The sequence below is a fragment of the Sphingomonas sp. BK235 genome (assembly GCF_004345855.1).
In the GTDB taxonomy this organism is placed as follows: domain Bacteria; phylum Pseudomonadota; class Alphaproteobacteria; order Sphingomonadales; family Sphingomonadaceae; genus Sphingomonas.
Genome location: NZ_SLXN01000014.1, coordinates 75225 through 92074 on the forward strand (window position 1 = coordinate 75225; position 16850 = coordinate 92074).

The 16850-nt window shown below is 62.3% G+C and carries 19 protein-coding genes and 1 pseudogene; 9 read left to right on the forward strand and 11 right to left on the reverse strand.

The annotated features are described in order from the left end of the window. Nucleotides 1–533 precede the first annotated feature (533 nt). Together EV292_RS21415 and EV292_RS21420 are read left to right on the forward strand one after the other, a co-directional pair. Complete coding sequence (locus EV292_RS21415; RefSeq protein ID WP_165927230.1) at nucleotides 534–674, forward strand: hypothetical protein; 141 nt, start codon at nucleotides 534–536, stop codon at nucleotides 672–674. Between the two features lie 1116 nt (nucleotides 675–1790). Continuing rightward, complete coding sequence (locus EV292_RS21420; RefSeq protein ID WP_132911306.1) at nucleotides 1791–2000, forward strand: hypothetical protein; 210 nt, start codon at nucleotides 1791–1793, stop codon at nucleotides 1998–2000. Nucleotides 2001–2399: 399 nt separating this feature from the next. Here EV292_RS21420 and EV292_RS21430 read toward each other — a convergent pair whose 3' ends face one another. Further along, nucleotides 2400–2606, reverse strand: a complete 207-nt coding sequence (locus EV292_RS21430) for a cold-shock protein (RefSeq protein WP_132911308.1) — start codon at nucleotides 2604–2606, stop codon at nucleotides 2400–2402. A 383-nt stretch (nucleotides 2607–2989) separates the two neighbouring features. Between EV292_RS21430 and EV292_RS21435 the strand changes: the two genes are divergently transcribed. Together EV292_RS21435 and EV292_RS21440 are read left to right on the forward strand one after the other, a co-directional pair. Continuing rightward, nucleotides 2990–3244, forward strand: a complete 255-nt coding sequence (locus tag EV292_RS21435) for a hypothetical protein (RefSeq protein ID WP_132911309.1) — start codon at nucleotides 2990–2992, stop codon at nucleotides 3242–3244. 84 nt (nucleotides 3245–3328) lie between these two features. Continuing rightward, a complete protein-coding gene (locus tag EV292_RS21440) occupies nucleotides 3329–3643 on the forward strand; it encodes a hypothetical protein (protein ID WP_132911310.1) in 315 nt (104 codons plus the stop codon). A gap of 326 nt (nucleotides 3644–3969) precedes the next feature. Here the strand turns inward: EV292_RS21440 and EV292_RS21445 are convergent, their stop codons facing one another. The 5 genes from EV292_RS21445 to EV292_RS21465 form a co-directional block, all read right to left on the reverse strand. Continuing rightward, on the reverse strand, nucleotides 3970–4827 hold the full coding sequence (locus EV292_RS21445) for a transglutaminase family protein (RefSeq protein WP_132911311.1): 858 nt from the start codon (nucleotides 4825–4827) through the stop codon (nucleotides 3970–3972). Next, on the reverse strand, nucleotides 4824–5891 hold the full coding sequence (locus EV292_RS21450) for a PHB depolymerase family esterase (RefSeq protein ID WP_132911312.1): 1068 nt from the start codon (nucleotides 5889–5891) through the stop codon (nucleotides 4824–4826). The genes EV292_RS21445 and EV292_RS21450 overlap by 4 nt, the downstream gene beginning before the upstream one ends. A 484-nt stretch (nucleotides 5892–6375) precedes the next feature. Then, on the reverse strand, nucleotides 6376–6555 hold the full coding sequence (locus EV292_RS21455; protein WP_243693907.1) for a hypothetical protein: 180 nt from the start codon (nucleotides 6553–6555) through the stop codon (nucleotides 6376–6378). 47 nt (nucleotides 6556–6602) lie between these two features. Continuing rightward, nucleotides 6603–7019, reverse strand: a complete 417-nt coding sequence (locus EV292_RS21460; RefSeq protein ID WP_132911314.1) for a BLUF domain-containing protein — start codon at nucleotides 7017–7019, stop codon at nucleotides 6603–6605. 342 nt (nucleotides 7020–7361) lie between these two features. Next, entirely contained in the window at nucleotides 7362–8318 is a 957-nt protein-coding gene (locus tag EV292_RS21465) for an AraC family transcriptional regulator (protein ID WP_207913522.1), read from the reverse strand. A 21-nt stretch (nucleotides 8319–8339) separates the two neighbouring features. Here EV292_RS21465 and EV292_RS21470 point away from each other — a divergent pair, with 21 nt between their 5' ends. After that, nucleotides 8340–9158 (forward strand): SDR family oxidoreductase, encoded by an 819-nt coding sequence (locus EV292_RS21470; RefSeq protein ID WP_347812613.1) that lies wholly within the window; start codon nucleotides 8340–8342, stop codon nucleotides 9156–9158. A gap of 100 nt (nucleotides 9159–9258) precedes the next feature. Here the strand turns inward: EV292_RS21470 and EV292_RS21475 are convergent, their stop codons facing one another. Then, nucleotides 9259–9855 carry a TetR/AcrR family transcriptional regulator gene (locus EV292_RS21475; RefSeq protein WP_132911316.1) on the reverse strand — a complete coding sequence of 199 codons (597 nt, stop codon included), beginning with the start codon at nucleotides 9853–9855 and terminating at the stop codon, nucleotides 9259–9261. Between the two features lie 102 nt (nucleotides 9856–9957). Here EV292_RS21475 and EV292_RS21480 point away from each other — a divergent pair, with 102 nt between their 5' ends. After that, on the forward strand, nucleotides 9958–11175 hold the full coding sequence (locus tag EV292_RS21480) for an MFS transporter (protein WP_132911317.1): 1218 nt from the start codon (nucleotides 9958–9960) through the stop codon (nucleotides 11173–11175). Nucleotides 11176–11475: 300 nt separating this feature from the next. Here the strand turns inward: EV292_RS21480 and EV292_RS21485 are convergent, their stop codons facing one another. Continuing rightward, a complete protein-coding gene (locus EV292_RS21485) occupies nucleotides 11476–12711 on the reverse strand; it encodes a hypothetical protein (RefSeq protein ID WP_132911318.1) in 1236 nt (411 codons plus the stop codon). A gap of 265 nt (nucleotides 12712–12976) precedes the next feature. Further along, complete coding sequence (locus EV292_RS22845) at nucleotides 12977–13189, reverse strand: hypothetical protein (protein WP_165927231.1); 213 nt, start codon at nucleotides 13187–13189, stop codon at nucleotides 12977–12979. 412 nt (nucleotides 13190–13601) lie between these two features. Here EV292_RS22845 and EV292_RS21495 point away from each other — a divergent pair, with 412 nt between their 5' ends. Next, complete coding sequence (locus EV292_RS21495; RefSeq protein WP_132911320.1) at nucleotides 13602–14177, forward strand: hypothetical protein; 576 nt, start codon at nucleotides 13602–13604, stop codon at nucleotides 14175–14177. Between the two features lie 304 nt (nucleotides 14178–14481). Here the strand turns inward: EV292_RS21495 and EV292_RS21500 are convergent, their stop codons facing one another. Continuing rightward, nucleotides 14482–14835: a metalloregulator ArsR/SmtB family transcription factor gene (locus tag EV292_RS21500; RefSeq protein WP_207913524.1), complete on the reverse strand. Its 354-nt coding sequence runs from the start codon at nucleotides 14833–14835 to the stop codon at nucleotides 14482–14484. 1 nt (nucleotide 14836) lies between these two features. After that, nucleotides 14837–15310 (reverse strand): SRPBCC domain-containing protein, encoded by a 474-nt coding sequence (locus EV292_RS21505; protein WP_132911321.1) that lies wholly within the window; start codon nucleotides 15308–15310, stop codon nucleotides 14837–14839. A 209-nt stretch (nucleotides 15311–15519) separates the two neighbouring features. On the opposite strand from EV292_RS21505, the gene EV292_RS23275 reads away from it, so the two are divergent. Together EV292_RS23275 and EV292_RS21515 are read left to right on the forward strand one after the other, a co-directional pair. Next, nucleotides 15520–16095 (forward strand): YdeI/OmpD-associated family protein, encoded by a 576-nt coding sequence (locus EV292_RS23275; RefSeq protein ID WP_132911322.1) that lies wholly within the window; start codon nucleotides 15520–15522, stop codon nucleotides 16093–16095. Between the two features lie 220 nt (nucleotides 16096–16315). Next, nucleotides 16316–16850 (forward strand): annotated as a pseudogene (locus EV292_RS21515) (amino acid decarboxylase); the annotation flags it as partial.

The following is a 16850-nucleotide window of genomic DNA, read 5'->3' on the forward strand; positions in this document are numbered from 1 at the left end:
CCCTTTCGGCGACCCTTCCGAAGCGTGTGCTTACAGCCACACGCATGATCTTATGCGACCGATCAGTTCGATTGTGGAGGTGGCGGAGGAGGAGGAGGTGGAGCCGGAACGATATTGCAGGTAGGAGGCCAGCAGGGCCCCGATATCGCGACCGTTTCGGAGTTCGACGCACGAACCTGGATGTGGAAGAACTCGATGTTGCCGCCGGCCCGCTTGGCGAAGCCTGGTTCCGAGCGTAGGTCCCCAGACATCATCTCCGCTACATGGAGCCATCGCTGGTCCTTCGGCTCGCTTTCAACTCTGCACTTGGCTAGCCGTCCGTCACGCTTCAAAGCTGCGCAATGAAGGCTAAGCATAACGAACGTTCCTTTTGTGCGCGGCAACGCTGCCAGAGTGCGAGGGCTGAAGAATAGAGTGATCGGCAGGGTATCCCACTGGGGTTCGCCACTTTATAAAAGGCGTTGGCAAATACGATCGTGGCCTGCGGACTAACTGGAGCACCTCCCGCGAAGGCCGTCCCAACGAATAACGAAATGGCAATCACGGCTTTTGCCGCTCCTCTCGAAAGAGCGCTTCATGAATTAGTCGACATCGCGATCATCGGCTGCCCCCAGTCTGTCGATGGCGAGCCTGAGCCGATGTCCGATATCAAGCAAGTCGATGGTTCATTATGACGGCAGGACCTAGGCGCTTTCGGCCGCTCTCCCCTCGCGCCGAGGGCCCAATACTGGTCACTTAAGGCCACCTGCCGATCGCCCCACTCCGGACGCTTGTTCAGGTTAAACTCCGGCGTGTTCCATCCGCTTCTCACAGCGCGCAGCGAAGGTCAGGCCCACCTCGGCGGCATCAATCCAGGCTTTATGACCCTCGCCTTACCGATCTACCCCCCCCTCCCAGCGCCTCACGGGCAAGCTCATTTCGGTGGCTTTACGCTTGCCAAAAGTCCTTGCATGCACTTCCGTATAGGCTCATGCTTCAACGATCGCTGACATTCGCTTCGTAAGCGTCGGCGGCTGAGAGACATCGAGCTCCCGCTTACGCGCGGAGTGACGTATATGGAGCTCTTTGAACCGCCCCTGATGATCAAGGGCGGCCTGCAATGATTTGGCTTGTACTCGTGCTAATCATCATCTGGATCATGCCCAGTGCGTTGATCATCATGCTTTATCTCAGCTCTTTAGCGTGCCCGCGTGCACGTGGCTGGCTACTACGTAACCTGGTTTCGTGATGGTGATTGCGACTGCCGTCGCTCATCGGCGATGGACGCAAACTGATATCACCACGCTCAGAGGTGGCATCCTTGCGGGACATGGAACCAATATCCTAGCGCAAACGCTCGGCCGCGAGCTTGCTGATCTTTCCCGAATGGCCGCACGCTTGAACCTGACACTCGGACCCGCTGAGTCGACTTGAGGTCCCAAATCTGAGCCTTACGCGCTGGTGCCCTGTCGAGTGATCTCAGCATGAGGACCCTCCGCATGAAGCCACTTCGGCACTTAATCCAGCTCGAGGTTCAAAGCTTGGTTGATAGCGGCATCGGTCGATGAGTGTCAGCTTCTCTGGATGCCTCTGCTCCCAAAGCTACTCAAATCGGCGGCCGAGTACCGCAGCGATGCCGAGCGATGCAGGCGGCTAGCAGTCGGAGTAGGTGAGCGAGATGCTGCGCTGATGATGACCCTAGCTGCGACTAACAACCAGCGCGCAGCCCAAGCCGACGCTAGTGAACGTATTATGGAGGCGAAACGCCATGTTCCAGAGCATTCAAACGAGGCGGCAAAAAAGGCTAAGCCATGAAGAAGAGTGAGCAAGAGCTTCTAAAAGCACGACTTGATGCCGCTAACCGCGATCATCAAGCAGACGCATGCGACCGACGCATTGAGCACAACCCGAAGCGCTACGATACCGAGGGTCAGGCCCTGTCGGCGACGATCCAGCAGACGGACGTAGAGCTCGATATGCCGAGCAAGATCGGGTCAACGCTACGTGCTCGGCGGCAATGAGACTCGCGAGCGATCAATCCGCCCACTTAGGCAGAATGGATACGAGCAATTTAAGACACCTCAGAATCGCCATTGTGGCCGTTCGCCAACCTATTTGGCGGCGAATTCGCCAGCTACCGCGCCATGATGCTGCTTTGCGAAAGCTCGCGCGGGGTGAGCGCTCTCAAAGGTCTCCGGCTGAAGAGCCGAGGTGACGATCGGGTAGTGCTGGGAATTGTATCGAACCCTCCGCAGCGTAAGTCGAAATTCACCGTCGCCATCCTTGGCGATCAAAAATGGCTTGGGGATGCTTCTCGACATGACTCGTGCCTCTAGGTGGTCGGGGCGGGTACAGGAATGGCAGACTAAAGCGTCTCACACGCACTCAGGTAGCCGGGCTGTCGCCCGGCCACGAGCACTTTAGGCATCCTGCAGGTTCACCGCGGAAGCCTTACCGCGCCGATCAGTCTCAAGTTCGTAACTAACCCGCTGATCCTTGTTGAGCGTTGGCATGCCCGCACGCTCGACAGCCGAGATATGAACAAAGGCATCGTCGCCGCCACTCTCTGGCGCGATAAAGCCATAGCCCTTGTCGTTGTTGAAAAATTTTACCGTTCCGATGATCATAGCAATATCCTGCCCAATCGTTGACGGGCATGCGCCAAGAGCGGTGCATCCCGGCCTCAGTGATGCTAGAAAGGGACAAGGAGGCGACGACGTCAGCTCGTATATCCGTCACACGCGACGTCAGCTATTTCTATATAGGCTTATCAGCCGCAAATGGAAGTGGGAATCGTCCCTACGTGCTGCTTAATTATGTACGTCCAGATCTCTCGGGAGAGACCTAGATCTAACCACTAATAATTTTGACGGTGTTGCAGGCGGCGACATTGCGCAAACCCTTGTGAAAAGCACGCCAACTCGCCATGTACCGCTGATCGGTGGTACGTACTCGGTAAGCGCCACCGGCTGAGAGTCGCAGCGCTCCCGCTTACGTGTGGAGAATAGCGATGGATCTCATCGAACTGCACCGACGCCAGCAGATCTCAGTCGGCATGGCCGCAGCCGCTATCACGCCGGAGGCACGATCGTCGCATAGCCGACTTGCCTCAGGCTATGCCGCTCGCATCAAGAATTATGATGCGAGTGCCGAGGAACGTTTCTCAGCCATACGGGCGAACGAGCAGGTGGCAAACCCGGGTGCTGATCATGCCGGTAAGCTTATCGCCAATGAGAATACGGACGGGGCGCCGCATACAGCGTGAGACCCTCTCACCCATTGCGGCGGACACGTAGGCACCTCGGTATAACAATCAGCCGCACACGATCGCAGCAGGAGGTAAGGGCCGATGCCGGGTCAATTGACAGTCATGGCCTATGGCGGGCCGGCCGCCGGCACCCTGGTGTCGCTGGATGAAGGCGCCTTCCGCTACGTCGTCTACGACGAGCGCATCACAGCCCCCTTCGTCGCTCCCCACCAGCAGGCGCCTGCCATGTCGCAATTTCCATACCTGCTCGTACATACCTCCGATGGCATCAGCGCGCTCGTTCCGGAACGCGACAACGATTTGCTGCTGGCCTTTCAGCAGAGTGTCGCCAATCCGGGCGCGCGAGAGAGTGACGTACTCTCGGTAGAGGTACAACGTCGAGGCCTCGATTTCTAAGGCGCTGCCTTTTTAGATAGGTTTACCTTATTTTTGCGGGTGTCAGACATAGTGTACATTGTGGTAGCCGCCGCTCTGTCACGATGAGTAAAGCTTTGCAGAGACGGCTTTCCACGATCGTGGCACGAGCGCTCATGCATTGTAGTTGGCGTGCATTTTCGCCTTTAGCCTTTGACTTTCTCCTATCTCGTTAAGATTTCCTCAGTTGTCAGTGGGAACCTACCGGACGAATTACAGGTGAATTTTTCCGGAGTGACCGCGCCAAGCGCTCGTTCACCCGACTGATGTTCTATCTTAGTTGCTGAGCAACACCGGCGCTCCATCATTTATGCACTGGCCTTCACGGAAACGCTCGCCTCCATAGCGGCGAAATCGGCGGCGTCGCCTAGAAAGCCGCCGACAACGGGCAGCACTGCCTCACTTGTCACGCCGACCGCGGTCGCGACCAGCCCGGCGCCACCCATTCGACGCTGGGTAGGGTCGAAGGCGACCCAGCCGGCGCCCGGAAGGAAGACTTCGCACCAGGCATGGGTCGCACCAACGTCGTCGGCCACGCTCCCGGGATCGAACAGATAGCCGGACGCCGCCCGCGCCGCGAAGCCCAGCCGCCGCGTCGCCCACAGGAATAGCGCCGCGAGGTCGCGACACGAACCGCTGCGCAGCGCAAGAGTTTGCGAGGGCGGTTGGGTGCCTTCCTCGTCACGGGTACGATAGGCAATAGCGACGCCGACAGCCTCGTTGAGCGCGTTCAGCAGCATCAGTGTGTCGTCGGGCGCGGTCGCGCGAAAGCTGGCGAGCCACGCTGCCGCCGCAGCGTCGCCCCCTGCCCCAGGATCGAGCAGCCCGGCGCCGAACAGCGCCAGATCGCCAGATGCGTAAGCGAATGGATAACGAAATGCGGATGGGTCGAGCCGGAAAATGGGATAGGGGTCAGCGGTATGGAGCCCCTCGTGCTCAGCGAGGATCGTCAGCGCCGGCGCGGCATCGGCGATCAGCGCCAGCGCGACCGTGTTGCCGGCAGCGTCCTCGCTCCAGACCAGTTCGGACGCGGGATCGATCTTCACGGTCGAAGAGATCGTAGTGACGTCGCGGCCCGACCTCGGGGTGATCAGCAGGCGATGATCGAGGAAACGGACCGGTCGGGCGTAGCGATAGATGGTGACATGCCGGATCCGCAGCCTCACCGCCTGATCAGCCCGGCGGCGCGCAGCGCGTCGTTGATCGTCGCCGCCGGGTCGAAGCGCGTGGGCAACGCGGGCGCGGTGACGGGCGTCTCCATCGGTCGGGGCGGCGCAACCGCTGGCACGATGCCCCACCCGGCCGCGATGCGGTAGGTGGACGATATTCCAGCGTCGAGCATATGCGGCCCGGGCGTGCCGCAGGCCTCGTCACCCCGGGTCGCTAGCGGTGTGCCGTGTCCCATGCCGGCAATCACGTACTCCTCGACCACCATGCGGCCGGCGGCGTCGTGCCAGCCCCGGTGGACGTAGCCCGCTACACGCTTGGCCGTGTCGGGTTCGCCAACGCGGTGGAGCCCACGCCACTGCTCGACGATCATCGCGGCGTTGACCACGTCGACCGTCGCGTCGCTACTGCCGTGCCAGACCGACACGGTGGGCCATGGTCCGCGATGCGACGACGCCTCGCGTACGCGGCTGGCGAGATTTGGACGATCATGGCCACGGCCACGCATCCGCTCCAGCGCCTCAGGCACTCCGCAGGCGATGCCAAACGGCAGTCCGGCAATGATCGCTCCGCCGGCGAAAAGCTCGGGATGGCAGGCCAGCATCGCCGAGGTCATCGCTCCGCCTGCCGACAGGCCGGTGACGAACACTTGCTTGGGGTCGAGCCGGTGACGCTCGACCGCGGCAACGACCATCTCGCGGATCGACTCGACCTCGCCGCTACCGCGCCGCGTGTCCTCGGGTGAAAACCAGTTGAAGCAGAGGTTAGGATTGTTCGCCCGCCGCTGCTCCGGAAACAACACCGCGAAGCCGAACCGATCGGCGAGCTCGGACCAGCCCGAACCGTGGTCGTAGCTTGCGGCAGTCTGGGTGCATCCGTGAAGCACGACGACCAGCGGCGAGCCGGCTGGAAGCCCGAGCGGGACGTGCAGCAGGGCGCGCAAAGCACCGGGATTGCTGCCGCTACTCTCTCCTGGCGCGAGTTCCCTGCCCGAATCACCCGCACGAACCATTGGCGGGAGCGGCTTCTTCAAGCGAGCGATCGTGTCGGAAATCGAGCGCATACCATGCTCCTAGCCGGCAGTTAGGAGCGACAGACCTGCGATGCGACTGCCGCGCACGCGGCCATTGTGCGTTGCAGCGTAGATGGGATGCCGGCGATGATCCTGCAAGATCAATGCGGATGATGTGGGCGCAGCGCGACGGCGCGAGCGGCTTCAACGCCGCTTCCTGAAGGACGCGTCGACCGTAACAACGCGCTCTCGCCGGCGCTTACCTGACCGCACGTTGCATCTCTGCCAGAGCGCACGAAGGAACACGTGCCTGACCTGGAAGCCCTCATGGCGCCCTGCAGGTTCGGTGGGTCGTTCAACTCGGGGCACCCGTACCTTCGCGTCGTCGCTAAATCTTCTGCTGGCGCGAGGTGCTACGAACCCTTGATAGATGCAGCCATCCTCTCGAGCTCGTGGACGAGCAGCGATCAAACAGCCCCCGCCGCCCTCGTTTGGAGGCTTTCCGGCAGCTTGGTCCCCTCTCAGTTAGGCGTACCTACGGCTGCGATTTTCTCGCCGCGCTTTGAGCGACGGGGTTTACGCTATCCAGCTTGGCCAGAAGGTCGTCGAACGCGGCGTCATTCGGGACCGGAAACAGCCGCTTGAAGCCTTTCCCTAGGACGGCCACATCCTCCTCGGTCAATAATCCAACCGCTACGATTTGCTGCGACGTCACACCGATCTCCCGTCGGTGTGCCAACCATCCGACGCCGATTCAGTGCCTTAGCCGGCTTTTCGATCTGAGCCGCTGGTGTCCCGAAAAAAGTAGTGGTGCAGATCGGGCGAGAACCGCTCGAGCCGGCGACGCAGGCGCCAGACGGCCTCATCCGAGGGCTGCTCGGGGTCCCACAATTCCATGCTCCAATAGGCGAAATCGCGCTCCGCCACTTGACGATCGCTGATGACCGTCAGGCTGTGATGCCGCGGATCAGCCATGACCCTGGCGAAGGTGGCAGCAACGCTCGTTGCCGGGCCTTCGAGCACCTGGAGGAACGAGTGACCATCGAAAAACATCACGCCAGTGATGCCATCCATGCCGTTATTCCGCTTTGCGGAGGCGATGATTTGGTCGATGTCCACGTCCAGACCGTCTGCAGCCTGGCTATGGTAGAAGACCTGGCGAAGAGGGTCGTCCTGCACGAGGTGCTGATAGCCTCTGCTTTCGCGCGCGGCAAGCGGCGGCCACTTTCAGCGCCAGCGCCACTGGCCAGAACGGTCATAGTACCGAGGCACCGTGGCAGGCCGGCAGACAAGCGATCGAGGCGCCCCTCCGTTTCCGACACATTCGCCCTTTTCGCCGCGGTGCTCCGCCTGCGCGCTGAAGCGGTAGAGGAGGATCCATCCTCCCTCGGCATCCCGCTGATTGTGGGTGGATCCTTGATGCCGCCGCCACCCCGCCGCGACGGAGCGTCGGATAGTCTCAGCCTTAACTAAGAGGAGAGCATGCAGACCCAAAAGCTGCCGTTCCGCGCTCCTAAATCGCTAATCGAAAGCGGACGCTGGTTCATGATGACGCTGCGGGTCATCCGCAGGCTCGTTCTCGAACAGCTGTCGTCGCGCGTACATGGTCGGCGTTGCACCGACATGCCGCGAGAAGGCGACACTGAAGGTGCTGGCGGAGCTGTAGCCAACCTTCCGCGCGATCTCGGCGACGGCGAGCTTACCGTCTTCTAGCCATCGCTTCGCGAGCACCATCCGCCAGTGTAGGAGATATTCCATCGGCGCCATGCCGACGGTGCGCCGAAAGCGCTCGAAAAAGGCCGAACGCGACATCGCTGCGGTCTTGGCTAGCCGGGGCACCCCCCACGTGGCGCTCGGTTGTTCATGGATCGCACGGATCGCTCCCGCGACCTTCTCATCACTCAGCCCACGCAGGATGCCCGAAGGGTGATGCGGACCGGAGGAGCGAAGCGCCTCGATGAACAACACTTCCATGAGCCGAGCGAGCACAACGTCACGCCCTGCTCGCCCGCCCCTCGATTCCTCAACCGCCATTTGTATCAGGGTGGTAAGGCGCGGCTCGCCGCGCGCGTGGATCAATGACGGGAGGAGCGAAACGAGCAACCCGGCATCTGGTGACCCGAAGCCGCACGAGCCGACCAACATGCGAACGCTGGGCTCATCAAGCTGGTCGCCGAGGCGGAAGACGTTAGGCCGGATCTCCACTGGCAGGCTGTCGCGGGCCGTAGAGGGCATGTCGCTCACGCTGGACGAGGTAAAGTCATAGGCGGCGGGGATCAGCACGAAGTCGCCGCTCTCGATCAGGAGCGGCGCATGCCCTGAGATGTCGAGCCGCACGGCGCCTTCGAGCGCGGCGAAGAAAAAGGCGCGGCCGTCCGCCACCCTGCGGACCCGCCACGTCCCTGCCGCCTCGACGAGCTTGGCGAACGACAGGTCGGGCTGGAGCAGGCCGACGACCTGCGTGAGAGGATCAGTCAACTTCGGACGCTCGCCAAACAGATGCGGACGCAGAAACGTAGCAGATCCTTGCGTGAACGCCATCTGGTGCAGTGCATTACGACAGGAGCTTTCATGCCGACCATATTGATCACCGGGTGCTCTTCGGGCTTCGGGCTGGAAGTCGCCCGCCACTTCGAGGCGCGCGACTGGGACGTGATCGCGACGATGCGGAATCCGCGGGAGGATGTGCTGCCCCCGTCAGGGCGCATTCGCGTGCTGCCGCTCGACGTGACGAATGCCGCCAGCATCGCGGGTGCGATCGCCGAGGCGGGTCCGATCGACGCTCTCGTCAACAATGCCGGCATCGGCTTCCTCAACGCGCTGGAAGGCACGCCGATCGAGGTTGCGCGTCAGATCTTCGAGACCAACACGCTCGGCACGATCGCGATGATGCAGGCAGTGCTGCCGCAGATGCGAGAACGGCGCGACGGCGTGATCGTCAACGTGACCTCGTCGGTGACCTATCGTGCGCTGCCGCTATTGTCGGTCTACGCCGCGAGCAAGGCGGCGGTGAACGCCTTCTCCGACAGCGTCGCGCTGGAGCTCGAGCCGTTCAACGTTCGCGTTCGCGTCGTCCTGCCAGGCCGTGCGCCGACGACGCGCTTCGGTGATAATGCCCGCGCCGCCATGACCGGCGGCTTCCCCGAACCGTATCTGCCACTGGTCGAACAGGTGATGGCTGGCTGGCAGCAGGACACGGGGCCGACCACCTCATCTGAGGACGTCGCCGACGCAATTTGGCGCGCGGTGACCGACAAGGGTGGACGCGCGCACTTGCCGGCAGGTGCCGACGCGGTCGCCTGGTCACAGGCGAGCTAGGGCAACCAGACGGGCCCGCAGCCTTGTGGGTCCGCTCACCAATGCATGCGCGACGCCCATCGCGCCTGACTTAGCCAACTTTGAGCGTGCTGGATAATTCCTACAGGTCCGATCGCCAGTCCGAGAACCCGCTGGAGATCGCCGCATTGATCGTATCTCTTGGCACGCCATCGCGTGCCATGATCGAAATACCCAGGAGCAAGCCGTCAAGCAGCGCGGCGACACCGTCCGGCTCGACCCCCGGCTTAAGCTCGCCAATGGCGAGCGCCTCCCGGACACATTGGCCTATCAGCGCCCGGTTGCGCGCGCGCTCGTCAGCGGTCAGCGCGTTTAACCCCCCTGTGGCCGCCGTCATCGCGGACAGACCGACGAGGCAGCCGCTTGGATGCGACGGATCGCACTGCATTGCCGCCGTTCGTCGCAGCGCGACCTCAAGCCGCTTTCGTGGTGGTAGTGCGGGGTTGGCGAGATCGTCGGACACGCGACCGTGCTCGACGAGGTAATAAGCGACAGCGTCCCGGTACAGCTGCTCCTTCGACTTGAACGCCGCGTAGAAGCTCGCTTTCGATAGGCCACCCATGGCCTTGAGCAGCTGCTCAAGCGAGACAGCGTCGAAACCATGCTCCCAGAACAGATGTGTCGCGGCGCGCAACGCCGCATCCCGGTCATATTCACGCGGACGGCCGGTGCGCGGCATAGCCTGATCTCCTCCATTTTAGAATAGATGGTCTATAAGTCGTTGACAATGGCACGCCATCAGCCGCAATTACAGACCGTACGGTCCATATGTGAGGGTTCGATGTCCCATTCCCTTCCCGATGGCGACGGCCGCGTCGCCCGGCTTCCACTACCTGCCCTGCTCGCGTTGGCGCTGACAGGCTTCCTCTGTATCGCCACGGAGACGCTGCCCGCCGGACTGCTCCCTCAGATGACGAGCGACCTTGACCTGTCACCTGCGCTCGCCGGTCAGACGGTCACGGCCTACGCTTTCGGTTCACTCATGACCGCCATCCCGCTGACACTCGCGACCGCGACCTGGCCGCGACGGCGAGCGCTGCTCCTTACCGTCGCCGGCTTCCTGCTTTTTAACTCCGTGACGGCGCTGTCATCGGACGTCGCCATCATCCTCGTCGCTCGCTTTCTGGCAGGATGCGCGGCAGGCCTCGCGTGGAGTCTCATCGCGGCCTATGCCAGGCGCATGGTCGTGTCGTCCTTGCAGGGCAAGGCCGTCGCCGTGGCAATGATCGGCACTCCGATCGCCTTGTCGATCGGGGTGCCGCTCGGGACGTGGCTCGGGTCGAGCTTTGGCTGGCGACATGCCTTCACGATCATGTCCGCGATTGCGGCAGTCCTCGCGATATGGATCCTCTGTGTGGTGCCGAGCTTCCCGGGGCAGCCCCGCGGTCAACGGCCCGCGCTGCTCCGAACTCTACTTCATCCCGGCGTGCGGCCAATCCTGCTCGTCGTGCTCGCCTGGATGCTGGGCCACAACATCATCTACACCTACATCGCTCCCCTCGTCGCACAGGCCGGGCTGGGAGAGCGGGTCGATTTTGTGCTGCTGGTATTCGGGGTGGCGTCGCTCGGCGGCATCTGGCTGAGCAGCAGGCTCGTCGACCGCGCGCTGCGTCATACCGTAATTGTTAGCCTGGCGGTGTTTACGCTGGTCGCGCTCGGTTTCGCGCTTGCGGCCAAGTCGCCAGCATGGGTCATTACCGGCGTCGCGATCTGGGGCTTGAGCTTCGGCGGAGCCGCGACGCTGCTGCAAACCGCGCTCGCCGATGCCGCAGGAGCGGGAGCAGAGATCGCGCTGTCGATGAACGTGGTGGCCTGGAACCTGGCCATCGCTGGTGGCAGTGTCACCGGTGGCCTCCTGCTCGAGTGGGCGGGCGTCTCATCCTTTCCGTACGCGGTCGCCGTACTTGTTCTGCTCGCTCTCAGTATCGCGTTGCGATCGGTCGAGCACGGCTTTCCTGTCGGACCGCGCCCAAGCGCCGGCCGGGTGGCGGCGCACTGATTGCCGACCGGTTCTTGAGGGCCACCTCGTAATCTAAGCCAGTAGACCGAGGTCGAGCCCTTCAGCGACGGGCTGCAGCGCTCTGGCGCCATTCCGTGGTTCTGCTTCGATGCCGAGCGGAGGACCCACTAGCGGTCACTCAGAAGCCACTGCTCGCTTCCCAACTCCGGTCGCTCATTCATCTCGCTGCTCGAGCCCTCCGAGCGTTCCGCGCAGCTTTTCCGAGCGGCTTCATAGGCAGGCAAGCGGACGTTTCAGCCTGCTAGACGGGCAGATTTGATCTCATTGCAGTACTAAGAGTTAGCGGGCAGGCGGACTTTTCGGAAGTCCGGGTCCTGAGGAGCCGGTGTCCCGCCCCAGCGCTTCGATGTCACCGGCGAGCTTGTCGAGTGAGGTTTCACCGCGCAGGCGCTCGGGTCGCTGCGGGATAGCGGAGCCCGGATAGATGACGACTACCGTGGCTCCATGCGCAGCAAGGTTCTTTCGGATCGGATTAGCTATGGCGATCGGGGCCGCGAGGTAAACTCGCACGTCCTTCAGCGCCGACGGCGACAGCGTAGCAGCGAAGTCGCGAACCGCAGCGGGTAGTACGTCGGGCGCTTGGACGGACGCGAGCATAACGACGTGAGGCCCTTCGCCCTCGAAGGCTCGCGCCAGCGTGGCAGTGGGACTTTCTTCCGAGGCTCCTAGAACAGCGACTTCAGGGTAAGTCTCTTTCCAGTCGGGATCGACGCGGAAGAACGCCTCCGTCAGGTAGTCGTACCAGTCAGCGGATTCGGAAGTGGCGGGGCTTTTAAGGGGCGCGGCGAAAGCGGCGGCTCGGCGTGCCTCCGCCTGATCGCGCCTGTCGGCGACCTTACGCGCGATGGCGACGGCATCGTTCCAAGCTCTCTCCTCAGGATGCGTCACCGCGCCCGTCTCCAGATCTATCGCGACGTCCACGGTCGAGAGCTCGTCGGTGGGGAGGCGATCATCATCCGGTACGACAACGGCGACGAGGGCACGTCGGCCGTCTGCCGTTAGTCGGTGCGTGCCGCTCCAATGTAGCGAGCTAACCGACCGCGGCAGTGCCTTCACGTAAAAATCGGGCAGAAGTTGATTGAGAGCCAGCTTGCGCACGAGCTGCCCGTCAGGGCCGTATATGGCGATAGTATCATCGCCGAGCCCCATGGAATGCCAGTTGTCGAAGGTGACGACATGCCGCGCGTCGTTCGACACGAGCGCCCGCACCGGTGAAACGTCGTTGACCAAGGGAGCGGCCCAAACGCGCGTCCACTTACCTGATACACGCCGCTCAACGACTGCACGGGCCGTCTTGGCCTGCTCTCCTCGCGCCTGACCGGCTGGCTCCCGCCCCTGCGTTTTGTCCCGGAAGTAGGCAAGGGGACTCTCGATATCGCGCGGGATGACGACCAGCCTGGTGGACTGGTCAGATGACGTATAGGTCTGAACTGTGGCGGGCAGCCAGCTGTCGGCATGTGCCGGGCCGCATGCAGCAGCTGCAGCCAGGCCGGTCAAGAGGACACGTATCTTCATGCAAGTTGTCCTTACCGCCGGGCGGAAGCAGGTGTGAGGAGCAAGGTAGCATTGAGGGGACGCGCGCTTCAACGCACGCTGTTTAGATCCTTTGTCGCGCTTGCGGCCCCCTGCCCTCTCGTGACGAGACCCAAGACTGGTCACTCAGGCGCCCCTGCCCGCTCCCCAACTCCGGTCGCTCGTTCACCTCGCCGCTCGAGCCTTTCGGGCGTTCCGCGCAGCTGTCCGGCTAGCCTGATTTGGCAGGAAAGCGGACTTTCGCCCTTCACGAGAGATCGGGAAGCAGGCCCGAGAAGCAGGCGAGGACGGCAACCAGGTGCATTGCCGCGGCAAAGAAGACGACTCGATCGGTCTTCACAGCCACGGCCCGCCCGACCAGTGCACCGTACAGCGGAAATTGGAGCAACCCCGCGGCCATGGCGAGCGGCCCTATCTCTCCCTCGAGCCGCGTGAGCAGCATAGAAAATGGGAACAGCATTCGTGCCGCGACGTACGAGCCGTGCCCCGCGCTAGCAGACAAAATGGCTGCTAGGATTGCGGGAGCGGCGATGACGGCGCCTATGCCAGCCCCCATCAATGTACCGAGCCTGGTACGTCCGGCTATCGAGTTGGACTGATGCATAGGCGCAAATTGCTCCTCCGCGTCGCCGTCCGCAACTGGGATGGGCGTTAGCAGCCGTCGCAAGCGGGTATCTGCGGGTATAGGGGTCGCGCTCGGCGGCGTTTGCAGGGGGCACGAACGGTATCGCGGCGGAGGGCATCTCCGCCGCGATACCCGAGACCCGAGAGCCTGGCTTGATGCGCGTCGACGAAGGCGCGTTGCATTGATCATGAAGGTCTGAGAGCATACTGTGATGCGTCACGTCAGGCCTTTGATCAAACGAGCTTTAATGTTCGCCACCCTCTTGCTACTTGGCCTTACGGTGGCCCCAATTGCCAGCATAGTTCTGGTTGCCGGATTACAGACGTGGTGGTTGCGCGGTCACGAGAATGACCGGACATCAAGCGCCTTGATCGAGGTAATGGAATCGCACCAGCCGGGCCAAGGCTTGATCCTTTCTAACTATCAAGCCGCGCGACGACGAAAGTGCGACATCGCATCAGAGAAATTGCCGGACTGGATTGAGAACAATAAAACCTTTTGGTCAGGGTGGGGGCCTCAGGACGCATATATGAAGCTAGATGCGTTGCTTTCGGTCCGGAATGAAAAGGTAAATGGCCGCGATGCGGTTCGGCTCCGGTATATACAGAATAAAACCTCAAACTTCGAGCGCAGGTTCTTGGTTGGTTGTATCAGCTCGACTTTCGCCGCGCATGTGTGTGAAACCCGGATTAAATCGCTAATTGAAGCTGCCAATAATTCGGCTCGACTACCGGATCAAAAGCTTCGTTTCTCTGAATTCGAGGCATGGCAGGAGAAGGTCCTATGTGCGTTTGCAAAGGGCCTCTCAGCATCGAGGCCCTAAGTTTTGCAACAGCACCGGGCGCTACCGGCCGCCGGGCTATCGTGTCGAGGACCCAAAAGCAGTCATCCGTAGCCGCCTACCGGTCTCCCGACTTCGGTCGCTCGTTCATATTGACGGTCGAAAGTTTGAGCGTTTCGAAGAGCCGTTCTGTTGGGCTGGTTGGCAGGCAGCGGAACGCGAGCCCGCGGGGACTCTGACGGCAAGCTCGACACAAAATGGCTGTTCCCCTGCAAACATCCTTGGTGCTCTCGAAACGCGAGCTCCGTGCAGCCGATGTTCTAGGCCGACGCAGGCGCTCGCAGGCCTACCCCTCGCCTTCCTGGCTACTAGATAGGACCGATTCTAGCGCATCGAGCCGCCTGTCCCAGACTGATCGCCGCGCGCCCAACCACTGCTCCACAATCTTTAAACCATCATGGCGGAGCTGGCAGGATCGAACACGGCCCAGCTTGCTACTGGTCACAAGCCCCGCCTCCTCGAGAACCCGGATGTGTTGGCCGACAGCTGTGAGCGTGATCCCGGCCAGATCAGCCAACGCCGAGACGGCATACGGGCGATCGCCCAGCCGTTCGATCATGCGACGTCGTGTCGGATCACCCAATGCATGGAGCAGCAGGTCAATTGGTTCGGCGTCGATCTTTCGGCGCGGACGTGCCACGTCAGTCCGCCAGGGAGCGGCCGAGCCGATCCAGCAGGTCGCTCCAGCCCTGCTCACGCATAACCGGCCCGTCGGACCCCTCGAAAAACACACCCTGGAAGGTGCACTTGAGGACTGTGCCACCGTCCGCCTCCGCGATCTCGATTGTCTCCAAGGCAACCGAGATCGGCCTGCCTGCGATCGCCATGCGAGACGCTATGATGATACGGTGTCCATCCACAATGTCCTGGAACACGCCGTCGTTAGTCAGCTCGACGCCAGGAAAGGGCGTGTCCGGTCCGAACTGATAGGTGAGCCGCTCGACACCACCGACCCTGAAGTCACTCTCGAAACCCTTGATCTCGTGCGTGTGACTCTCCGCATACCAGCTCTTCTTGATCGCGGGATCGGCGCACGCGGCGAACACCTTGTCGGGCGCTACCGGGTAGCGCCGCTCGATCGTGAAGTTGCCATGCACGGCGGCAGGGTTGGTCATGTCCAGCTCCTCACTGCGGTGATGGCTTCACTATGCCCATCGTTCTGGGATTGGTCAAGTTTTAAGCTCAGTATTCGCGTGAGATTTCCGGTCAGCAGGATAGGTCATGCTTGGGTGCCTGCGCCCCCTCCGCTCGTGGCGGGGGACCATCAGCAAAGAGGCGGCGATGCGCCCCTTCGCAGCGGGTCGGTTCTGGTTAGCTTCGGGTCATGTCGCTCCCTCAAGCTGAAGCCTTCCCGTTCGAGACCCCTGAGGATCTTGCCGGCTGGCTTGCCGAGCACCACGCCACCAGCCGAGAGCTATGGGTGCGCATCTACAAGGACGGCTCTGGACAGCGGTCTGTCACGTGGACCGATTGCGTCGTGGAGGCGATCCGCTTCGGCTGGATCGACGGCCTAAAGAGGTCGGCGGACGAGCGCTCGTACCTCCAGCGCCTCACGCCACGCCGGCCGGGATCCAATTGGTCCGCCAAGAACCGCGATCATGCCGAGCGGCTGATAGCCGAGGGTCGCATCACACCGGCCGGTCTTGTCCTTATCGAGGCCGCGCGTGCCGAGGGACGTTGGGACATCGCCTATGAGGGCTCGGCCACGATGGTCATTCCGCAGGATCTTCTGGATGCACTAGCGGCCCGGCCGGAGGCGAAAGCATTCTTCCAGACGCTGGATCGTAAGAACCTGTACCCAATCTACTATCGCCTTCAGACGGCCAAGCGGCCGGAAACTCGTCCTCGCAGGGTGCAGCATCTACTCGAGCAACTCGCGCGCGGTGAGCGCTTCCATTGAACTCACCCATGAGCGTCACTCAGCGGCTCCTACCCGCCCGTCAGCGTCAGCGCCTGGGTCCATCCCGAAGTGAGTACAGCAGAGCTAGGCAGCTGATTTTTCAGGCGTTCGGAACGACGATCGTGTGATCTGGTTGCATAACCGAGGTCGCTGACACGCGTGGTACCTCGTCGTGGTCGCCTGACCGAGGTCGCACGCGTGCAGTGATGGGTCATGCGGCATGGATCAGAAAAGTGCGCCTCTCGTCGAGGCGCTTGCGAGCATCGAGCGCAACCCGCCCGTCGGGTTCGGCGCACCCGGCCACAACCAGGGCGCCGCCATGCCGAACGGTCTTCGCGGCCTGCTCGGCCGCCGGCTGTTCCGCGCGGACGTGCTCACACCGAAGGGGCTGGACGACCGCACGGAAGGCGCGCTCGCCCTGCAGCGCGCGCACGAGATCGCCGCGGAGGCATGGAACGCTGATTTCTGTCGCTTCGTCACTGGCGGTTCGACGCAGAGCCTTCATACGGTGATGGCCGCGGTCGCCGCTCCAGGGGAGACGATCCTGATCGCGGCGAACGCGCACAAGGCGGAACGCACCTACGCTCTCGCTGCCGGGCTGGAGGCGATCATCGTCCCCGTCGTCATCGATGCCGAGCGTAATATCGAGCACGGAGTCGCGCCGGAGGTGCTGCGCGCAGCGCTGGCCAACCATCCCGCCGCGCGAGCGTTCGTGCTCGTCAGCCCGACCTATTATGGCGTGACGAGCGATATCG